This window comes from Burkholderia sp. BCC1047, assembly GCF_902833155.1.
In the GTDB taxonomy this organism is placed as follows: Bacteria; Pseudomonadota; Gammaproteobacteria; order Burkholderiales; family Burkholderiaceae; genus Burkholderia; species Burkholderia sola.
Window position 1 is genome coordinate 19,001 of sequence record NZ_CADFEH010000053.1, and the last position, 17,321, is coordinate 36,321.

The 17,321-nt window shown below is 66.2% G+C and carries 17 protein-coding genes; 9 read left to right on the forward strand and 8 right to left on the reverse strand.

The window, feature by feature from the left end:
• Positions 1-57 precede the first annotated feature (57 nt).
• From HWX55_RS33750 to HWX55_RS33765, 4 genes are all read left to right on the forward strand, one after another.
• On the forward strand, positions 58-1,518 hold the full coding sequence (locus HWX55_RS33750) for a PLP-dependent aminotransferase family protein (RefSeq protein ID WP_175978829.1): 1,461 nt from the start codon (positions 58-60) through the stop codon (positions 1,516-1,518).
• A gap of 196 nt (positions 1,519-1,714) precedes the next feature.
• Positions 1,715-3,613 carry a molecular chaperone HtpG gene (gene htpG / locus HWX55_RS33755; RefSeq protein WP_175978830.1) on the forward strand — a complete coding sequence of 633 codons (1,899 nt, stop codon included), beginning with the start codon at positions 1,715-1,717 and terminating at the stop codon, positions 3,611-3,613.
• A gap of 8 nt (positions 3,614-3,621) precedes the next feature.
• Positions 3,622-4,218, forward strand: a complete 597-nt coding sequence (locus tag HWX55_RS33760; RefSeq protein WP_175978831.1) for a chorismate lyase — start codon at positions 3,622-3,624, stop codon at positions 4,216-4,218.
• Entirely contained in the window at positions 4,218-4,694 is a 477-nt protein-coding gene (locus HWX55_RS33765; RefSeq protein ID WP_175978832.1) for a DNA-deoxyinosine glycosylase, read from the forward strand. Before HWX55_RS33760 ends, HWX55_RS33765 begins: the two co-directional genes overlap by 1 nt.
• 28 nt (positions 4,695-4,722) lie before the next feature.
• On the opposite strand, the gene HWX55_RS33770 is transcribed toward HWX55_RS33765, so the two are convergent.
• From HWX55_RS33770 to HWX55_RS33780, 3 genes are all read right to left on the reverse strand, one after another.
• Positions 4,723-5,526 carry a hypothetical protein gene (locus tag HWX55_RS33770; protein WP_175978833.1) on the reverse strand — a complete coding sequence of 268 codons (804 nt, stop codon included), beginning with the start codon at positions 5,524-5,526 and terminating at the stop codon, positions 4,723-4,725.
• A gap of 75 nt (positions 5,527-5,601) precedes the next feature.
• Positions 5,602-6,297 (reverse strand): mobilization protein, encoded by a 696-nt coding sequence (locus HWX55_RS33775; RefSeq protein ID WP_175978838.1) that lies wholly within the window; start codon positions 6,295-6,297, stop codon positions 5,602-5,604.
• 203 nt (positions 6,298-6,500) lie between these two features.
• On the reverse strand, positions 6,501-7,763 hold the full coding sequence (locus tag HWX55_RS33780; RefSeq protein WP_175978834.1) for a glycosyltransferase family 87 protein: 1,263 nt from the start codon (positions 7,761-7,763) through the stop codon (positions 6,501-6,503).
• A gap of 275 nt (positions 7,764-8,038) precedes the next feature.
• Between HWX55_RS33780 and HWX55_RS33785 the strand changes: the two genes are divergently transcribed.
• From HWX55_RS33785 to HWX55_RS33795, 3 genes are all read left to right on the forward strand, one after another.
• The gene (locus HWX55_RS33785) at positions 8,039-8,956 is read left to right on the forward strand and encodes a spermidine synthase (RefSeq protein WP_175978835.1); all 918 of its coding nucleotides are present in this window, start codon (positions 8,039-8,041) and stop codon (positions 8,954-8,956) included.
• 199 nt (positions 8,957-9,155) lie between these two features.
• On the forward strand, positions 9,156-9,398 hold the full coding sequence (locus HWX55_RS33790) for a DUF3311 domain-containing protein (RefSeq protein ID WP_006490660.1): 243 nt from the start codon (positions 9,156-9,158) through the stop codon (positions 9,396-9,398).
• On the forward strand, positions 9,395-10,945 hold the full coding sequence (locus HWX55_RS33795) for a sodium:solute symporter family protein (protein WP_050018111.1): 1,551 nt from the start codon (positions 9,395-9,397) through the stop codon (positions 10,943-10,945). Before HWX55_RS33790 ends, HWX55_RS33795 begins: the two co-directional genes overlap by 4 nt.
• 89 nt (positions 10,946-11,034) lie before the next feature.
• Here the strand turns inward: HWX55_RS33795 and HWX55_RS33800 are convergent, their stop codons facing one another.
• The 5 genes from HWX55_RS33800 to HWX55_RS33820 form a co-directional block, all read right to left on the reverse strand.
• Entirely contained in the window at positions 11,035-11,490 is a 456-nt protein-coding gene (locus HWX55_RS33800) for a VOC family protein (RefSeq protein ID WP_089435427.1), read from the reverse strand.
• Positions 11,491-11,734: 244 nt separating this feature from the next.
• Positions 11,735-12,688: a transaldolase gene (gene tal, locus HWX55_RS33805; protein WP_175978836.1), complete on the reverse strand. Its 954-nt coding sequence runs from the start codon at positions 12,686-12,688 to the stop codon at positions 11,735-11,737.
• A 168-nt stretch (positions 12,689-12,856) separates the two neighbouring features.
• A complete protein-coding gene (locus tag HWX55_RS33810) occupies positions 12,857-14,068 on the reverse strand; it encodes a benzoate/H(+) symporter BenE family transporter (RefSeq protein ID WP_175978837.1) in 1,212 nt (403 codons plus the stop codon).
• Between the two features lie 55 nt (positions 14,069-14,123).
• Positions 14,124-15,299, reverse strand: coding sequence for a VWA domain-containing protein (locus tag HWX55_RS33815; protein WP_050018108.1), 1,176 nt, complete (start codon positions 15,297-15,299; stop codon positions 14,124-14,126).
• Positions 15,300-15,320: 21 nt separating this feature from the next.
• Complete coding sequence (locus HWX55_RS33820) at positions 15,321-16,163, reverse strand: MoxR family ATPase (protein ID WP_050018107.1); 843 nt, start codon at positions 16,161-16,163, stop codon at positions 15,321-15,323.
• A 244-nt stretch (positions 16,164-16,407) separates the two neighbouring features.
• Here HWX55_RS33820 and HWX55_RS33825 point away from each other — a divergent pair, with 244 nt between their 5' ends.
• Both HWX55_RS33825 and HWX55_RS33830 read left to right on the forward strand, forming a co-directional pair.
• Entirely contained in the window at positions 16,408-16,767 is a 360-nt protein-coding gene (locus HWX55_RS33825; protein ID WP_006478192.1) for a cytochrome c, read from the forward strand.
• 40 nt (positions 16,768-16,807) lie between these two features.
• The gene (locus HWX55_RS33830) at positions 16,808-17,167 is read left to right on the forward strand and encodes a cytochrome c (RefSeq protein WP_006478193.1); all 360 of its coding nucleotides are present in this window, start codon (positions 16,808-16,810) and stop codon (positions 17,165-17,167) included.
• Positions 17,168-17,321 lie beyond the last annotated feature (154 nt).

Consider the following 17,321-nt stretch of genomic DNA (forward strand, 5'->3'; position numbering starts at 1 on the left):
GGCACAGTAACGGTACAATCGGCGCGATAGCCTTCGGTACAGTTGGAGCTGCCGCCCATGTCCACCGTCCCACTCGCCCAGATTCCCGCGCCGCACGACACGGCCACGCTCACGCTCGTCGACCAGCTCGTCCAGTGGGCGCGGCGGCGTATCGACGAGCGCGTGTTCCGTCCCGGCATGCGCATGCCGTCGATCCGCAAGCTCGCGCTCGACAAGAGCGTGTCGCGCTTCACCGTCGTCGAGGCCTACGAGCGCCTCGTCGCGCAGGGCTACCTCGACTCGCGGCGCGGCTCCGGCTTCTACGTGCGCGAGCGCACGGGCGCCGGCCCGCAGCCGGCCGACGGCGTCGCGCGCACGGCCGAGGCCGCGCCCGTGCACAACACGATCGACGTCGTCTGGTTGCTGCGCAACATGCTGCACACCGTCAGTCCGGAGAAGGGCCCGGGCCTCGGCTACCTGCCGGGCCGCTGGCTCGACGGCGAGCTGATCACCGGCGCGCTGCGCGCGCTCGGGCGCCAGTCGGGCGCGCAGATGCTCGGCTTCGGCACCGCGCAGGGCTTCCTGCCGCTGCGCCAGCAACTGCAGACGCGCCTCGCCGAAGTCGAGATCGGCGCGAAGCCCGAACAGATCGTGCTGGTTTCCGGCATCACGCAGGCGATCGACCTGATCTCGCGGATCTACATGCGGCCGGGCGATGCGGTGATCGTCGGCGATCCCGCGTGGTTCCAGATGTTCGGCCGTTTCGCGGCGCAGGGCGCGCAGCTCGTCGGGATGCCGTATACGCCCGACGGCCCCGACCTCGACGCGCTCGAAACCCTGGTGCAGATGTGGCGGCCGAAGATGCTCGTGATCAACTCGGTGCTGCAGAACCCGACCGGCACGTCGCTGTCGGCCGCGCAGGCGTTCCGGATACTGAAGCTCGCGGAGGCCTACGATTTCCTCGTCGTCGAGGACGACGTGTACGGCGACCTGTGCCCGCCGAGCTACCCGGCCACGCGCCTCGCGAGCCTCGACCAGTTGAAGCGCGTGATCTATCTCGGCAGCTATTCGAAGACGCTCGCGGCGAACCTGCGGGTCGGCTACGTGGCCTGCGCGCCGGAGATCGCGAAGGCCGTCACCGACCAGAAGATGCTGGTCGGGATGACGACGCCCGAGCTCAACGAGCGCGTGCTGTACAAGATCCTGACCGAAGGGCATTACCGGCGCCACGTCGAGCGGCTGCGCGCGCGGCTCGACGGCGTACGCGACAAGACCGCGCGGATGCTCGAGCGCACGGGGCTCGAGCTCTTCACGATGCCGGCGGCCGGGATGTTCCTGTGGGCCGACACGGGCGTCGATTCGGACGCGCTCGCGGCGGTCGCGCACGAAGCCGGCTTCCTGCTGACGCCGGGCAGCCTGTTCTCGCCGCAGCAATCGCCGTCCACATGGATGCGCTTCAACGTCGCGAATTGCGGCGATCCGGCGCTGCCGGGGCTGCTGGCGCGCTATATCGATTCGGCGGTGCGGCGCGCGTCGTGACGCGGCGCGGCCGGCTCTTGAAATGCCCGGCGCCGTCCCCAGATACGCGCGCAAACCGCTGGCGCCAGGCGGTCGTCCCAGACGGGCCGTCCCAAACGGGCCGTCCCAAACGGTCCGTCCTTCATGGGTCCGCCGGCATCGCGCGCCGGGCGCCGGCGTCACCCCTTTCCAGTTCAAGTAAGAGGAAACAGCATCCATGGCACACGAAACGATGAGCTTTCAGGCAGAGGTCAAGCAACTCCTCCACCTGATGATCCATTCGCTCTACAGCAACAAGGAAATCTTCCTGCGCGAACTGGTGTCGAATGCGTCCGACGCGGCCGACAAGCTGCGTTTCGAAGGGCTCGCGGACAGCGCGCTGTACGAGAACGATCCGAACCTGCGCATCCGCATCGGCTTCGACAAGACCGCGCGCACGATCACGATCGACGACAACGGCATCGGCATGAGCCGCGACGAGGCGATCGCGAACCTCGGCACGATCGCGCGTTCGGGCACCAAGGAATTCTTCACGAAGCTGTCGGGCGACCAGCAGAAGGACGCGGCGCTGATCGGCCAGTTCGGCGTCGGCTTCTACTCGGGCTTCATCGTCGCCGACAAGATCACCGTCGAGACGCGCCGCGCGGGCCTGCCGGCGAATGAAGCCGTGCGCTGGGAAAGCGCGGGCGAGGGCGATTTCACGATCGACGCGATCGAGCGCGCGCAGCGCGGCACGACGATCACGCTGCACCTGCGCGAAGGCGAGGACGAGCTGCTGTCGTCGCATCGCCTGAAGTCGATCATCCAGAAGTACTCCGACCACATCGCGCTGCCGATCCTGATGCGCAAGGAAGAGTGGGATCAGGAAAAGGGCGAGATGGTCCTGAAGGACGAGGACGAGACCGTCAACCAGGCGAGCGCGCTGTGGACGCGTTCGAAGAGCGACGTCACCGACGAGCAGTACACGCAGTTCTACCAGCACATCGCGCACGATCACCAGGATCCGCTCACGTGGACGCATAACCGCGTCGAGGGCCGCAGCGAATACACGCAGCTGCTGTTCGTGCCGGCGCACGCGCCGTTCGACCTGTGGAACCGCGACTATCGCGGCGGCCTGAAGCTGTACGTGAAGCGCGTGTTCATCATGGACGACGCCGAGCAGTTGCTGCCGCAGTACCTGCGCTTCGTGAAGGGCGTCGTCGATTCGGCCGACCTGCCGCTGAACGTGTCGCGCGAGATCCTGCAGGAAAGCCGCGACGTGAAGGCGATCCGCGAAGGCGTGACCAAGCGTGCGCTGTCGATGCTCGAGGAACTCGCGAACGCGGAAGACGATGCCGGCAAGGAGAAGTACAAGACGTTCTGGGGGGCGTTCGGCCAGGTGCTGAAGGAAGGCCTCGGCGAGGATCACGCGAACCGCGAGCGCATCGCGAAGCTGCTGCGCTTCGCATCGACGCACGGCGACACCGATGCGCAGGACGTGTCGCTCGCCGACTACGTGTCGCGCATGAAGCCTGAGCAGAGCAAGATCTACTACGTGACCGCCGATACGTGGCAGGCCGCGAAGAACAGCCCGCATCTGGAAGTGTTCCGCAAGAAGGGCGTCGAGGTGCTGCTGCTGACCGACCGCGTCGACGAATGGATGCTGTCGTTCCTGCACGAATTCGACGGCAAGCCGCTCGCGAGCGTGGCGCGCGGCGATCTCGATCTCGGCGAGCTGAACGACGAGGAGAAGAAGGCGCAGGAGCAGGCCGGCGAGGCGATCAAGCCGGTCGTCGAGAAGATGAAGGAAGCGCTCGGCGACAAGGTGAAGGAAGTGCGCGTCACGTTCCGCCTGACCGATTCGCCGTCGTGTCTGGTCGCGGACGACAACGACATGAGCGGCTACCTGCAGCGGATGCTGAAGGCTGCCGGCCAGAACGCGCCGGCGATGCAGCCGATCCTCGAGATCAACCCGGAGCACGCGCTCGTGAAGCAGCTGAACGCCGACAGCGCCGATTTCGGCGACTGGTGCCATCTGCTGTTCGATCAGGCGCTGCTGGCCGAAGGCGGCATGCTCGACGATCCGGCGAGCTTCGTGAAGCGGACCAACGCGCTGCTGCTGTCGCGGGCCGCGTGAACGCGCGCATGCGATTCGACGGCGCACAGGCCGGCTGGCGCGAGACGCCGCGGCCTGGCTGTACGCTCGACCAGCGCGACTGGCTGACGCGCGGCGGATCGCTGACCGCGCACCTGGCGCGGCTCGGCCGCGTGACCGTGCGCGTGACGCGCGAGGCCGTCGACGCGCCGTGGTTCGACGAGCCCGACGCGCTAGCCAGCTCGCCGCGCGCGCCGATGTGGGTGCGCGAGGTGATCCTGTCGGTCGACGGCACGCCGTACGTCGCCGCGCACAGCATCGCGCCGCTCGCGGCCAGCAAGGGCGTGTGGCAGGCGATGCGGCGGCTGCGCACGCGGCCGCTCGCGGAGCTGCTGTACAGCGATCCGCAGGTCGAGCGCTCGGCGCTCGTGAGCCGGCGCGTGATCGCCGGTCATCCGCTGTATGCGCTCGCGAGCCATGCGTTGCAGGGCGCGCGAGCGCCGCATGCGTTTGCCGCGCGGCGCTCGGTGTTCCAGCGGCACGGCAAGCCGCTGATGGTCACCGAGTGCATGTTGCCGACGCTGTGGCGCCATCTCGCCGCGCACGGCGACGGGCCGCGATCGGTCGGGTCGCACGGAGACGTGTGATGCTGCAAGGTTTTCCGCCGGTCGTCGCGCCGGATACGCACACGATGATCCTCGGCAGCTTTCCGGGCGAGGCGTCGCTCGACGCCGCGCAGTACTACGCGCATCCGCGCAACCAGTTCTGGCGATTGTTGGGTGCGGTGCTCGGCGAGCCGGGGCTGCATGAGCTCGCGTATGACGTGCGGCTCGAACGCGTGCTGTCGCACGGCATCGGCATCTGGGATGTGCTCGATGCGTGCCATCGACAGGGCAGTCTCGATTCCGCGATCAGGAATGCGAAGCCGAACGATTTCGCTTCGTTGCGCGCGCATGCGCCGTTGCTCAAGCGCGTGTGCTTCAACGGCAAGACGGCAGGGCGGTTTGCCGACGTGATCGGCGCGGCGGGTTATGAAACCCTCGTGTTGCCTTCGTCGAGCCCGGCGAATGCGATGTTGTCGTTCGAGCAGAAGCTGGTGCTTTGGCGCGCACTTCGCGCCTGAGACGCGTTGGATTCCGAGTCTCTCCCGGTCAGGGCTTCGCCGCGCCTTGCCTGGCGCCCGTGGTCGACGCAAGGCGACTTTGTGCAGCGACGAGTTGATCATCGGTGGTCGCCACCAGCCACAGACGTGCATGCTTCTCGATCTGGCGATTGTGGTCCTTCAACGGCCCCATCGCGGCCGCGGCCTTCCAGACCACCGGGCCGATTCGGCTACTCCTGCCCGACGGCGCGCCGACCAGCAGGCAGTATGGTCCCAGCGGAAGCGATACGAACGGAAGTGCCGGACTGGTCGTCACGCGCCAGTCGATGAACGGTGTGTCGCTGATCAGCAGCGGCGTGGGCAAGCCGTAGAGCACGCTGAAATCGTACAGCGCCAGCTGTTCTCGCATGCCGACGTAAGTTCGCCGGACGTCGTCGACAACCGCCGCGCGGATCTCGTCATCGAACATCGGTTCCTGCGCGTAGCGGGCCAGTGCCTGGCGAGCCTCCCATTGATACGCGCTGAACAGGCCGATCTCCACGCAATCCTGCACGGCGCGCTGAACCTCCGCCACGGAACCGGCTTCCCCGGGCGTGCCCATCTGCGCCGCCCGCAAAAAGCGGGCAAGTCCCGCCTCGTGGATCGCGGGACCCTCCGCGGATGCGTCGTCGTCGGCGTTCTTGCCCAGCGGCACGTAGGTATATTGCTCGGCCGCGAAATGCGATTTCTTGCCTTCGTCGAACTTGATTTCGCCATCGACGCAGTCGAGATAGCGCGTCCCGATTCGACCGTGCTCCCAAACCCAGTTTTTCAGGAATGGACGGAGTGGATGCAGTCTGTCGTGATCGGCCATTGAACCTCCAGGTTTTCCCGGCATGAGCCATTCCAGCCACTTGCCGCACGCGCCGCACCGCCGGCGGGGCTCGCGCTACAACGCAAGCGTGCCCAGCGCCTCATAAGTACGATGCAACCAGACCTTGACGCGCTGCCGCTCCAGCAAGCCGAGCCCCGTGGCCGCGCGGTCGGGATGATTGACCGCCGCCCAGAAGCTCGCGCTTTGTCGATCGATCTTCTGCATCGTCGTATCGGGCAGGCGGCGCAGCGTAATCACGCTGGCGCCAAGGGCTTCCGCCCGCTGGCGTTCGCCGGATGCCTCCAGAATCTCGAAGCGATCGCCGCGGACTTCGTTCAGCACCACCACCAGCTTGATTCGTCCGCCGAATTCGTCGAGCCATTGCCGCAGCAGATCGACCGAATCGCGTCCCGTGTCCATCACGTGCCACCACGTCAACGTGAGGCCGTGTTCTTCGGCAAACTCGACGATGTCCGAATCGTCGAGCCACTTGGCGAGCGGCTGCCGCGTCTGGGCCGCGAGATCGACCAGTATGCGCCGCTGCGGATCTTCGAGCGCCGATTCCATGACCGGATCGAGGCTGTCATGCTGGTCGAGCACGGCCGGCGCGGCAAAATCGCCATAGAACCGCAGCAGCGCGCCGTGCGATCGGTCGGTATCGAAGCCCACGAAAGGCATGCTCCGGTCGATGAAATACTGGGCCAGCACGCGGGCCGCGAGCGATTTGCCGACGCCGCCTTTTTCCCCGCCAATGAAGTGGATGTGACTCATGCGTACGAAATCCCGTGTGATGGAGCAGGTATGAGCGGAGCGGATGTTGGCAGGCTTCGATGACGTTACGGTACAACCGGTCACGTCGAAAGAAAATGCGTGCGCCGCAGCAGCATGCTGGCTGATCGACGCCGGTGTCAAACTGGACAAAATGGCGACCGGTTCTGGCGGCCGCTTGGCGCGGTGCTCGGCGAGCCGGCTCGCTAGCCGGACGATTCCTGTACGGCCACCGAGGTTGTTGCGTCAGCCGCGCGATGAAGCGATGCGCGGTAGACGATCAGTATCAGGAATATCGGCAACAGGACGGCGCCCGGTTGCCCCATCGCGGGCCTGAACACGAGGAAAAACGAGAGCCCCGGCAACAACCACGCCACCGCGATGAGCGCATGGTCCGCCCGACCGAGCGCGCGGGTCGTCCGGTCGTATTTGCACACGTAAATGATCGCAAGAAGCAGCCACGCGAGATCGTAGTAGATGAGGTACGGCTGGGTCAGCAGCGTCGCGACGATTGCCGCTGCCGCGCACAAGTCCGCATGTTTCTTCCTCGCCCATAGGCCCGCGGTCGCGATTACGGCCGGTATCGCGATGGCCGCCTGAACGGCAAAGGCGCTCGGCAGGCTGGCGCCCAGCCGTCGCGACATCGCGAACGGCGTCGGCATCGCGCTCCAGATTCCGCCTGCATTGTTCACCAGGATCAACTGGCTGAACCACGATAGCGTGTCGAAAAAGCGCAGCCACAGCGGCACGCCGAGCACCAGTGCGCTGATTGCGCAGAACAGTGCGGCCGTGACGGCCATCGCGCCGAGCGCGCGGAAATGTCCGCCGCAGAGGAACAGCAACGGAAACAGGAGTGCGAGTTGCGGTTTGATGACGAGCATGCCGGCGCATACGCCGGCGACGACCGGTCGTCGTTCGAGCCATCCCAGTGCGCCGGCGGCGAACGCCAGGGTCAGCAACGAATTCTGCCCGCAGATCGTCACGACCCAGATGCCGGGGAACGCGACCAGCGTGATCCACGGCAGAGGGCGATCCTTCATCGCGAGCGTGCACGCCGCCAACGCGCTTGCGATGCCGATGCTGACGAACAGGCCGTACGAAGCGGCATAGGGCAGCAGCGCCAGCGGATAAACCAGCAACTGGAAGGTCGGCGGATAAACCCACGGTGCGAAAATCTGCGCGGGCGGGAAGTCCGGCAGCAATCGGGCTTCCGCCTCGAACATCTGGTGAAGGTCGAAGGCGGCGAGCGGCCCGCTGTAGAGGGAAACGAAAGACGCGCTCCAGAACACGCGGAAGTCGATGCCCGGGGGCGGCACGCCGGGGAGATGCAGCGCCCAGTACGAAAATGCCCAGATACCCAGCAACACGAGCTGGAACACCAGGATCGCCGCGCTGTACAGGACGAGCCGCTCTCTGGAGAGCCATCCCTGGCGATCTGGCGGTGCGTGGTCCGTCGCTGTATGCGTCATGGCCGCTGTGTGCCTCCCCGAATGCCGTTTCAGTTTGGCATAGGTTCGGGCGGGCGAGCGGCTTTTTATTGCAAGAAAGTAAATGATCGATCGCGTTCCGGATCGGGCTGGCGGCGGGTTTCCCGGATGTCGATCGTCGTCGTATCAGCAGTCGAATGGGCCGGAACATCGGGGCGTACCGGCGGCGGACGCGCTCGCCGCCGGCGGCCTCCGCCCCCCACCAATGCTATCCTCTCGTCCGCTCATCCAGCGTCATCCAGCGAGATTCAACCAACATGACCCGACTGATCAAGCGCGCGTCCGCCGAGGCGCGCGCGTTCAAGCAACGCAAGCCGTCCGCGTACAACGGCTCCGAAAAACTCCAGCCGCCGCGCGTGAAGCGCCGCCCGGACATCGACGAACACGACGACGTGCCGGTGCTCGAAGCGCCGCGCAAGCCGCGCTTCGCGCCCGTGACGTTCTCCGAAGAAGGCGGCGTGCGCTTCCTGCACTTCGGCACCGAGTGGGTGCAGGGCGCGATGCGGATCTCGAAGCCGCTGCATATCGAGCTCGAATACGCGCAGCAGATGATGGCGTGGCTGCTGTTCCTGGAAACGCCCGGGCGGATCGTCCAGCTCGGGCTCGGCACCGGCGCGCTGACCAAGTTCTCGCATCGTTTCCTGCCGCACGCGAAGGTCGAGGCCGTCGAGCTGAACCCGGCCGTGATCGTCGCCGCGCGCACGATGTTCGCGCTGCCGCCCGACGACGCGCGCCTCGTCGTGCACGAAGCCGACGCATGGGATTTCGTCAACGACCCGGCCAACCGCGGCACGACGGGCGCGATCCAGATCGACCTGTACGACGCGACCGCGCGCGGCCCCGTGCTCGACAGCGTCGCGTTCTATCGCGCGGTGCGCGGCTGCCTCGCCGACGCCGGCATCGCGACGATCAACCTGTTCGGCGATCATCCGAGCTTCGTGCGCAACATGAAGCACCTGAACGCGGCGTTCGATCACCGCGTGATCGCGCTGCCCGAAGTGCACGACGGCAACCGGATCGCGATCGCGTTCTCGGGCCCCGCGCTCGACGTGCCGTTCGCGCAACTGGAAGCCCGCGCGAAGCTGATCGAGGACACGCTGAAGTTGCCCGCGCGCAAGTGGGTGAAAGCTTTGAAAGCCACGGCCGGCGCACGCGACGTCGCGTTCGCGATCTGACGTCGCAGGCACCGGCGACAGGCCGGTGCAACCGCGCGACAAGGGGCGGATCACCTCGGGTTCGCCCCTGCTTGACCGCGTGCTCGCGGCTCCTATACTGGCGCGAAGCCAGGGGAGCCGCAGCCTACCCGTTTTGCCGCTCCTCTCGGCGCCGTACCCGCTCAACAAGATCGATAACCGGGATAGAAGAGGAGACGTCATGGCTCACGATGCCGACGCCAACCGGGCCGCCAAGCGCTGGCTCTGGCTGCTGGTACTGCCGCTGATCGCGATGGTCTGGGTACCGTCGTACAGCAAGATCGAACCGCAATGGCTCGGTTTTCCGTTTTTCTACTGGTACCAGTTGCTGTGGGTCTTCATCAGCGCGGTGATCACCGCGTTCGTGTATTTCAAGACCAAGAACGCGTGGAAGGCGAGCGGCACGCAAGGAGGTGCGCAATGAATCTCGGCGCGACCTTCGTCTTCGTTCTGCTGTTCATCGGCGTCACGATCATCGGTTTCCTGGCCGCGAACTGGCGGCGCGGCGATCTTGCCCATCTCGACGAATGGGGCCTCGGCGGACGCCGCTTCGGCACGATCGTCACGTGGTTCCTGCTCGGCGGCGATCTCTACACGGCCTACACGTTCGTCGCGGTGCCCGCGCTCGTGTTCGGCGCCGGCGCGATGGGCTTCTTCGCGCTGCCGTACACGATCCTGATCTATCCGTTCGCGTTCGTCGTGTTCCCGAAGCTGTGGAGCATCGCGAAGCGGCACGGCTACGTGACGGCCGCCGATTTCGTCAATGCGCGCTACGGCAGCCGGATGCTCGCGCTGGCGATCGCGGTGACGGGCATCCTCGCGACGATGCCGTACATCGCGCTGCAGCTCGTCGGCATCGAGGTGGTGATCGGCGCGCTCGGCTTCGACACGACCGGCTTCGTCGGCGACCTGCCGCTGATCATCGCGTTCGCGATCCTCGCCGCCTACACGTACACGTCGGGGCTGCGTGCGCCCGCGATGATCGCGATCGTGAAGGACGTGCTGATCTACGTCACGATCGCCGCCGCGGTGATCGTGATCCCCGCGAAGCTCGGCGGTTTCGGGCACATCTTCTCCGCGGTGCCGCCCGCGAAGCTGCTGCTGAAGGCGCCCGACGCGATGAGCCTGAACGGCTACAGTGCGTACGCGACGCTCGCGATCGGCTCGGCGCTCGCGCTGTTCCTGTATCCGCACTCGGTCACGGCGATCCTGTCGTCGTCGTCGGGCAACTCGATCCGCCGCAACATGGCGATGCTGCCCGCGTACTCGTTCGTGCTCGGCCTGCTCGCGCTGCTCGGCTACATGGCGCTCGCCTCCGGCGTGAAGGACATGCCGCAGTACGCGCCGTACTTCAAGGCGTTCGGCCCGAACTTCGCGGTGCCCGCGCTGTTCCTCGAGTACTTCCCGTCGTGGTTCGTCGGCGTCGCGTTCGCGGCGATCGGCATCGGCGCGCTGGTGCCGGCGGCGATCATGTCGATCGCGGCCGCGAACCTGTACACGCGCAACATCCATCGCGAGTTCGTGAACCGCAACATGTCGCACGACCAGGAGACGCACGTCGCGAAGCTCGTGTCGCTGATCGTGAAAGTCGGCGCGGTGGCGTTCATCCTCGGACTGCCGCTGACCTACGCGATTCAGCTGCAACTGCTCGGCGGGATCTGGATCATCCAGACGCTGCCCGCGATCGTGCTCGGCCTGTACACGCGCGTGCTCGACCATCGCGGCCTGCTGGCCGGCTGGGCGGCCGGCATCGTGTGCGGCACATGGATGGCGGTCTCGCTGAAGCTCGCGAGTTCGATCTTCACGATCCACCTGTTCGGCCTCGCGATTCCCGGCTACGCGGCCGTGTGGTCGCTGATCGTGAACCTGGTGGTGTCGGTGGCGGTGAGCGTGCTGGTGCGCGTGATGGGGATGACGCATGCGGAGGATCGCACGCGGCCGGAGGATTATCTCGACGTCGTCGAGGGCTGAGACGGGCCGTGCGCGGCGGTGTGCCGCGCACGCGTCGCGCAGCAACGAAAACGCCCGCCACCGCAAGGTGGCGGGCGTTCGTTCTTGCGTCAGCCTTGCGCGCGTTTCGCGAGTTCCTCGCGCTGCGACAGATCCTCGACGTTGACCATCCAGTGCACGCCGAAACGATCCTTCGCCATCCCGAAGCCGAGCGCCCAGAACGTCTTGCCGAACGGCATCGTCACTTCGCCGCCGTCGGCGAGCGCATTGAACAGCTTCTGGCCTTCGTCGACCGTCGCCGGGTTCAGCGACAGCGAATAGCCGGCGTGCGCGGCGCCCGCCGGCTGGCTGCAGTCCCCGTCCGAGCACATGATCATCGACTCGCCGATCGTGAAACTCGCGTGCATCACCTTGTCGGCCATCTCCGGCGACATCGGGTAATCGGGATTCGGCGGGGCGTCCTTGAAGTGCATCTTGAACATCGTCTTCGCACCGAGCGCCTTTTCGTAGAACTGAAGGGCTTCGTCGGCACGACCGTAGAACGTCAGGTACGGTTGAACTTGCATCGTTGTCTCCTGGAATGTGCCATGCCGGCGCGTCGGCGCTGGCGTGGCGTCGTGCAAGACTGACTGGGGGAAAAAGGGTGCATCGGGAGGCGGCCGTCGTACCCGTGACGTGGATTGTAGTGCGCGCGCTTGACGATGGAATGAAAAATAAAACGGCTGCGAACACGAAGTTCGCAGCCGTTTTCGGCGCGTGTGCTGACGCCTGTTGTCAGTCTTGCTGACAGCCGCTGACGCGCGGCGCGGCTCAGCGCAGTGCGTCGATCAGCTTCTCGAGCTTCACCGCGTCGGCGGCGAACACGCGGATGCCTTCGGCGAGCTTTTCGGTCGCCATCGCTTCGTCGTTCAGCTGGAAGCGGAACGATGCCTCGTCGATCGCGACGCGCTCGGCCGGCTTGTCCTGCAGCGTGTCCGGCGACAGCTTGCGTGCGACCGTGTCGTTGCTCTCCTGCAGCTTCTGCAGCAAATCGGGACTGATCGTCAGCAGGTCGCAGCCGGCGAGCTCGGTGATCTGGCTCGTCGTGCGGAAGCTCGCGCCCATCACTTCGGTCTTGTAGCCGAACGTCTTGTAGTACGTGTAGATGCGGCGCACCGACTGCACGCCCGGATCGTTCGCGCCGCCGTCCTTCGCTTCATCCCAGTCGGCACCGGCCTGCTTCTTGTACCAGTCGTAGATGCGGCCGACGAACGGCGAGATCAGTTGCGCGCCGGCTTCCGCGCACGCGGCGGCCTGCACGAGCGAGAAAAGCAGGGTCATGTTGCACTTGATCCCTTCCTTCTGCAGCACTTCGGCCGCGCGGATGCCTTCCCACGTCGACGCGAGCTTGATCAGGATGCGCTCGCGCCCGACGCCGGCCGCTTCGTACAGCTTGATGAGCTCGCGGCCCTTGTCGATCGAGCGCTGCGTGTCGAACGACAGGCGTGCGTCGACCTCGGTCGACACGCGGCCCGGGATCAGTTTCAGGATTTCGGTGCCGAACGCGATCAGCAGGCGGTCGATGATGAAATCGGTGCTTTCGTTGCGATGATCGCGGACGGTTTTCTCGAGGATCGGGTTGTACGCATCCTTCTGGACGGCCTTCAGGATCAGCGACGGGTTCGTGGTCGCGTCCTGCGGCTTGTATTGCGCAAGCTGCTGGAAGTCGCCCGTGTCGGCGACGACGGTCGTGTACTGCTTCAGCTGGTCGAGTGCGGTAGTCATGGCGATTCGGAAGAAGAGCGCGGGGCGCCGGGTTCTCACGGGCCGCGCGAGCGCGGCGGCGAAGCGAAGCGGCGCCGGGCGCCGCTTCCGATCCATCATTTTAGGCCCGATTCGTGTCGCGCACGTTTTGGCGCGTCGGGCGCGCGCCGCGGCGGACGGCGAGCCGCGTCACGCGGGGCGCCGCGCGTTCAGAATCACCTGCGTGACGACGCCCGCGACGAGCCCCCAGAACGCCGGGCCGATCGACAGCAGCGTAAGGCCCGAAGCCGTGACCATGAACGTGACGAGCGCCGCTTCGCGCTGCTTCACGTCCTGCATCGCGTTCGCGAGCCCGCTCATGATCGAGCCGAACAGCGCGAGCGCGGCGACCGACACGACGAGCGCCTTCGGCAGCGCGGCGAACAGCGCGGCGATCGTCGCGCCGAAGATGCCGGCGATCAGGTAGAACGTGCCGCACCACACGGCGGCCGTGTAGCGCTTCGCGCGATCCTCGTGCGCTTCGGGGCCCGTGCAGATCGCGGCCGTGATCGCCGCGAGGTTCACGCCGTGCGAGCCGAACGGCGCGAGCAGCAGCGACGCGAGGCCGGTCGTCGCGATCAGCGGCGAAGAAGGCGTCTGATAGCCGTCCGCGCGCAGCACCGCGATGCCCGGCACGTTCTGCGACGCCATCGCGACGACGAACAGCGGAATGCCGATGCTGACGATCGACGCGATCGAGAACGCGGGCATCGTGAACACGGGCTGCGCGAGCGCGATGTGGAAGCGGCTGAAGTCGAGCAGCCCGAGGCCGCCGGCCGCCGCCGTGCCGACGATCAGCGTCGTCGGAATCGCGTAGCGCGGCGCGAGCCGCTTCACGATCAGGTAGGTGAAGAACATCGCGAGCACGAGCGCGGTCTGGAACTGCGCGGCGCGGAAGATCTCGATGCCGATCTCGAACAGGATGCCCGCGAGCAGCGCGGCCGCGATGCCGGCCGGAATACGCTTCATCAGCGTGTCGAACAGCCCGCTCACGCCGACGGCCGTCAGCAGCAGCGCGCAGACGACGAACGCGCCGATCGCCTCCGGGTACGGCACGCCGGGCAGCGACGCGACCAGCAGCGCGGCGCCGGGCGTCGACCATGCGACGACCACCGGCGCGCGAAAGCGCAGCGACAGACCGATGGTCGTCAGCGCCATGCCGATCGACAGCGCCCAGATCCACGACGAGATCTGCGCATCGGTCAGGTGGGCGGCGCGGCCGGCCTGGAACATCAGCACGAGCGAGCTCGTGTAGCCGGTCATCATCGCGACGAAGCCGGCGACGAGCGTGGACACGGACGTATCGGCGAAAAAGCGGCGGCCGCCGGCGCGGCTCGCGCTCGCGGTGGGCGAAGGGTTCATGCTCTCTCCGGGGCGGCCGCTCGGACGCGGCCTGGGTATCTGCGGGTGGGTGTCGTTACTTGCTGAGTGCGCGCATCGCGGTTTCGAGGCCCGCGAGCGTCAGTGGATACATGCGCTGGCCGAGCACGTCGCGAATGATCGCGACCGACTGCCGGTATTCCCATAGCCGCTCGGGCTCGGGGTTCAGCCATGCATGGTGGGGGAACTGGTCGGCGAGGCGGCGCAGCCACACGGCGCCGGCTTCCGGGTTGTTGTATTCGACCGAGCCGCCGGGCTGCAGCACTTCGTACGGGCTCATCGTCGCGTCGCCGACGAAGATCAGCTTGTAGTCGGGCGTGAACTTGTGCAGCACGTCCCACGTCGCGGTGCGCTCCGAGTGGCGGCGGCGGTTGTTCTTCCACAGGTGGTCGTACACGCAGTTGTGGAAGTAGAAGAATTCGAGGTGCTTGAATTCGGCCTTCGCGGCCGAGAACAGCTCTTCCGTGCGCTTGATGTGGTCGTCCATCGAGCCGCCGACGTCGAGCAGCATCAGCACCTTCACGTTGTTGTGCCGCTCGGGCACCATCCGCAGGTCGAGCCAGCCGGCGTTGGCGGCCGTGCTGCGGATCGTGCCGGGCAGGTCGAGCTCTTCGGCCGCGCCCTCGCGCGCGAAGCGGCGCAGCCGCCGCAGCGCAACCTTGATGTTGCGCGTGCCGATCTCGACCGAATCGTCGTAGTCGCGGTACGCGCGCGCTTCCCACACCTTCACCGCGGTGCGGTTGCCGTTCGACGGGCCGCCGATGCGCACGCCTTCCGGGTTGTAGCCGCCGTGCCCGAACGGCGACGTGCCGCCGGTGCCGATCCACTTGTTGCCGCCTTCGTGGCGTTCCTTCTGCTCGTCGAGCAGCGCCTTCAAACGCTCCATCAGCTTGTCGAGGCCGCCCATCGCTTCGATCTGCGCCTTCTCCTCCGGCGACAGCTCGCGCTCGAGGCGCTTCTCGAGCCAGTCGAGCGGGATGTCGAACGCCTCGGACGGCAGCGCGGACACGCCGTGGAAATACGCGCCGAACGCCTGGTCGAACTTGTCGAAGTACTGCTCGTCCTTGACGAGCGTCATCCGCGCGAGGAAGTAGAACGCGTCGATCGACGGCGAGATCAGCCCGGCCTTCAGCGATTCGAGCAGCGTCAGGTATTCCTTCACCGAGACGGGCAGCTTGGCTGCACGCAGCGCGTAGAAGAAATTGAGCAGCATGGCCGGGCCTTCGCGGGTGGGTTACCGGTTGTGCCGGTTCATGTAGACGAGCCGCTCGAGCAGGCTCAGATCCTGCTCGTTCTTCAGCAGCGCGCCGGCGAGCGGCGGCACGATCTGCTTCGCGTCGGCACTGCGCAGCGCGTCGGCCGGGATGTTCTCGGCGAGCAGCAGCTTCAGCCAGTCGAGCAGCTCGGACGTCGACGGCTTCTTCTTCAGCCCCGACACGCCGCGCAATTCGAAGAAGCTCTCGAGCGCCGCGCGCAGCAGTTCCTCGCGGATGTTCGGGAAATGCACCGCGACGATCTTCTGCATCGTCGACGGATCGGGAAACTGGATGTAATGGAAGAAGCAGCGGCGCAGGAACGCGTCGGGCAGCTCCTTCTCGTTGTTCGACGTGATGATGACGAGCGGGCGGTGCTTCGCGCGAATGGTCTCGCGCGTCTCGTACACGTGGAACTCCATCCGGTCGAGCTCGCGCAGCAGGTCGTTCGGGAATTCGATGTCGGCCTTGTCGATCTCGTCGATCAGCAGCACGCTCGGCTGCTCGGCGTCGAACGCCTGCCACAGCACGCCCTTGACGATGTAGTTCGCGATGTCCTTCACGCGCGCGTCGCCGAGCTGCGAATCGCGCAGCCGCGACACGGCGTCGTATTCGTACAGGCCCTGCTGCGCCTTGGTGGTCGACTTGATGTGCCACTGCAGCAGCGGCATGCCGAGCGCGGCGGCCACTTCCTCGGCGAGCATGGTCTTGCCGGTGCCGGGCTCGCCCTTGATCAGCAGCGGGCGCTGCAGCGTCAGCGCGGCATTGACCGCGAGCTTCAGATCGTCGGTGGCGACGTACTGCGAGGACCCTTCGAAACGCATGGCGGCGCTCTTCTTCAACGGGAAAAAAACCCAGTATAAGTCAGAAGGGCTGTCCGGGCGGGCCGCGCCCGCGTATCGTTGCGGGGCTGTGGCGGGGCCCGCCGGGGCGCCGTATGGACGCATTCCCCGCCGACGCGGTACAATCTGGCCGTTTTTTTTGGCCTGCGTGGCGACCGACAAGCAAAACGGCGCGGGCCGTTGCCGCTTCGGCGCCAGTTTCCCCTCAAGCTAGGTTACAAGAGCTATGAACAAATTCGTCGGCAAACACGTCGTTGTCGCAGCGCTCGTGGCGCTCGCGGGCAGCGCGCAGGCGGCCGGTGTGGTCGGCAACCCGAAGGACGGGGCGAGCAAGGCCGCCATGTGCATCGGTTGCCACGGCATCCAGGACTACCGCGCGGCGTACCCGGAGGTCTACCGGGTGCCTGTCCTCGGCGGCCAGAACCAGCAATACCTCGAGAACGCGCTGAAGGCCTACCGCAAGAAGGATCGTCACTTCCCGTCGATGAATGCGATCGCCGGCTCGCTGACCGACCAGGACATCGCGGATCTGTCGGCGTACTACGCCGCCCAGAAGGCCGACACGAAGGACAACCCCTACAAGTAAAGCGCGCGCCGCCGATCTCTCCGGCGGGACAGGAGCATTCATGAACAACGCATTCAAGACGGCGGCGGTTGCACTGGCGGCCGGCCTCGCGATCGGTACCGCGCACGCAGCGGACATCTCGAAGGGCAAGGAACTGGTCGAATCGCACAACTGCGCAGCCTGCCACGGCGCGCAGCTGAACAAGCCGATCAACGCGGAGTACCCGCGCCTCGCCGGCCAGCACGCCGACTATCTCGTGTGGGCGATGCGCCAGTACCAGATGGGGCTGACGAACCCGCTGATCGGCCGCAACAACGCGATCATGCAGGCGCAGGTCCAGAACCTGTCGGTCAGCGACATGAAGGACATCGCGTCCTACATCGAGTCGCTGAAGGAAACCGACCTCGTGTTCAAGAAGTAAGCGCGACGGGCTTCAGCGGCTCGCGCAGCAAGAATGCCCCGCCTCGGCGGGGTTAATAGGATGGTCAGCCCGATCCTCACTCAGTGGACTACGCTGAGTGAGGATTTTGTCCTTCTGGAGGACCATCATGGACACGGTATCGCTGATCGGAGTC

Bases quoted from the DNA above. Each gene is read 5' to 3' on its own strand.
- HWX55_RS33750 (WP_175978829.1), top strand. From the start codon at position 58: ATGTCCACCGTCCCACTCGCCCAGATTCCCGCGCCGCACGACACGGCC.
- htpG (WP_175978830.1), top strand. From the start codon at position 1,715: ATGGCACACGAAACGATGAGCTTTCAGGCAGAGGTCAAGCAACTCCTC.
- HWX55_RS33760 (WP_175978831.1), top strand. From the start codon at position 3,622: ATGCGATTCGACGGCGCACAGGCCGGCTGGCGCGAGACGCCGCGGCCT.
- HWX55_RS33765 (WP_175978832.1), top strand. From the start codon at position 4,218: ATGCTGCAAGGTTTTCCGCCGGTCGTCGCGCCGGATACGCACACGATG.
- HWX55_RS33770 (WP_175978833.1), bottom strand. From the start codon at position 5,526: ATGGCCGATCACGACAGACTGCATCCACTCCGTCCATTCCTGAAAAAC.
- HWX55_RS33775 (WP_175978838.1), bottom strand. From the start codon at position 6,297: ATGAGTCACATCCACTTCATTGGCGGGGAAAAAGGCGGCGTCGGCAAA.
- HWX55_RS33780 (WP_175978834.1), bottom strand. From the start codon at position 7,763: ATGACGCATACAGCGACGGACCACGCACCGCCAGATCGCCAGGGATGG.
- HWX55_RS33785 (WP_175978835.1), top strand. From the start codon at position 8,039: ATGACCCGACTGATCAAGCGCGCGTCCGCCGAGGCGCGCGCGTTCAAG.
- HWX55_RS33790 (WP_006490660.1), top strand. From the start codon at position 9,156: ATGGCTCACGATGCCGACGCCAACCGGGCCGCCAAGCGCTGGCTCTGG.
- HWX55_RS33795 (WP_050018111.1), top strand. From the start codon at position 9,395: ATGAATCTCGGCGCGACCTTCGTCTTCGTTCTGCTGTTCATCGGCGTC.
- HWX55_RS33800 (WP_089435427.1), bottom strand. From the start codon at position 11,490: ATGCAAGTTCAACCGTACCTGACGTTCTACGGTCGTGCCGACGAAGCC.
- tal (WP_175978836.1), bottom strand. From the start codon at position 12,688: ATGACTACCGCACTCGACCAGCTGAAGCAGTACACGACCGTCGTCGCC.
- HWX55_RS33810 (WP_175978837.1), bottom strand. From the start codon at position 14,068: ATGAACCCTTCGCCCACCGCGAGCGCGAGCCGCGCCGGCGGCCGCCGC.
- HWX55_RS33815 (WP_050018108.1), bottom strand. From the start codon at position 15,299: ATGCTGCTCAATTTCTTCTACGCGCTGCGTGCAGCCAAGCTGCCCGTC.
- HWX55_RS33820 (WP_050018107.1), bottom strand. From the start codon at position 16,163: ATGCGTTTCGAAGGGTCCTCGCAGTACGTCGCCACCGACGATCTGAAG.
- HWX55_RS33825 (WP_006478192.1), top strand. From the start codon at position 16,408: ATGAACAAATTCGTCGGCAAACACGTCGTTGTCGCAGCGCTCGTGGCG.
- HWX55_RS33830 (WP_006478193.1), top strand. From the start codon at position 16,808: ATGAACAACGCATTCAAGACGGCGGCGGTTGCACTGGCGGCCGGCCTC.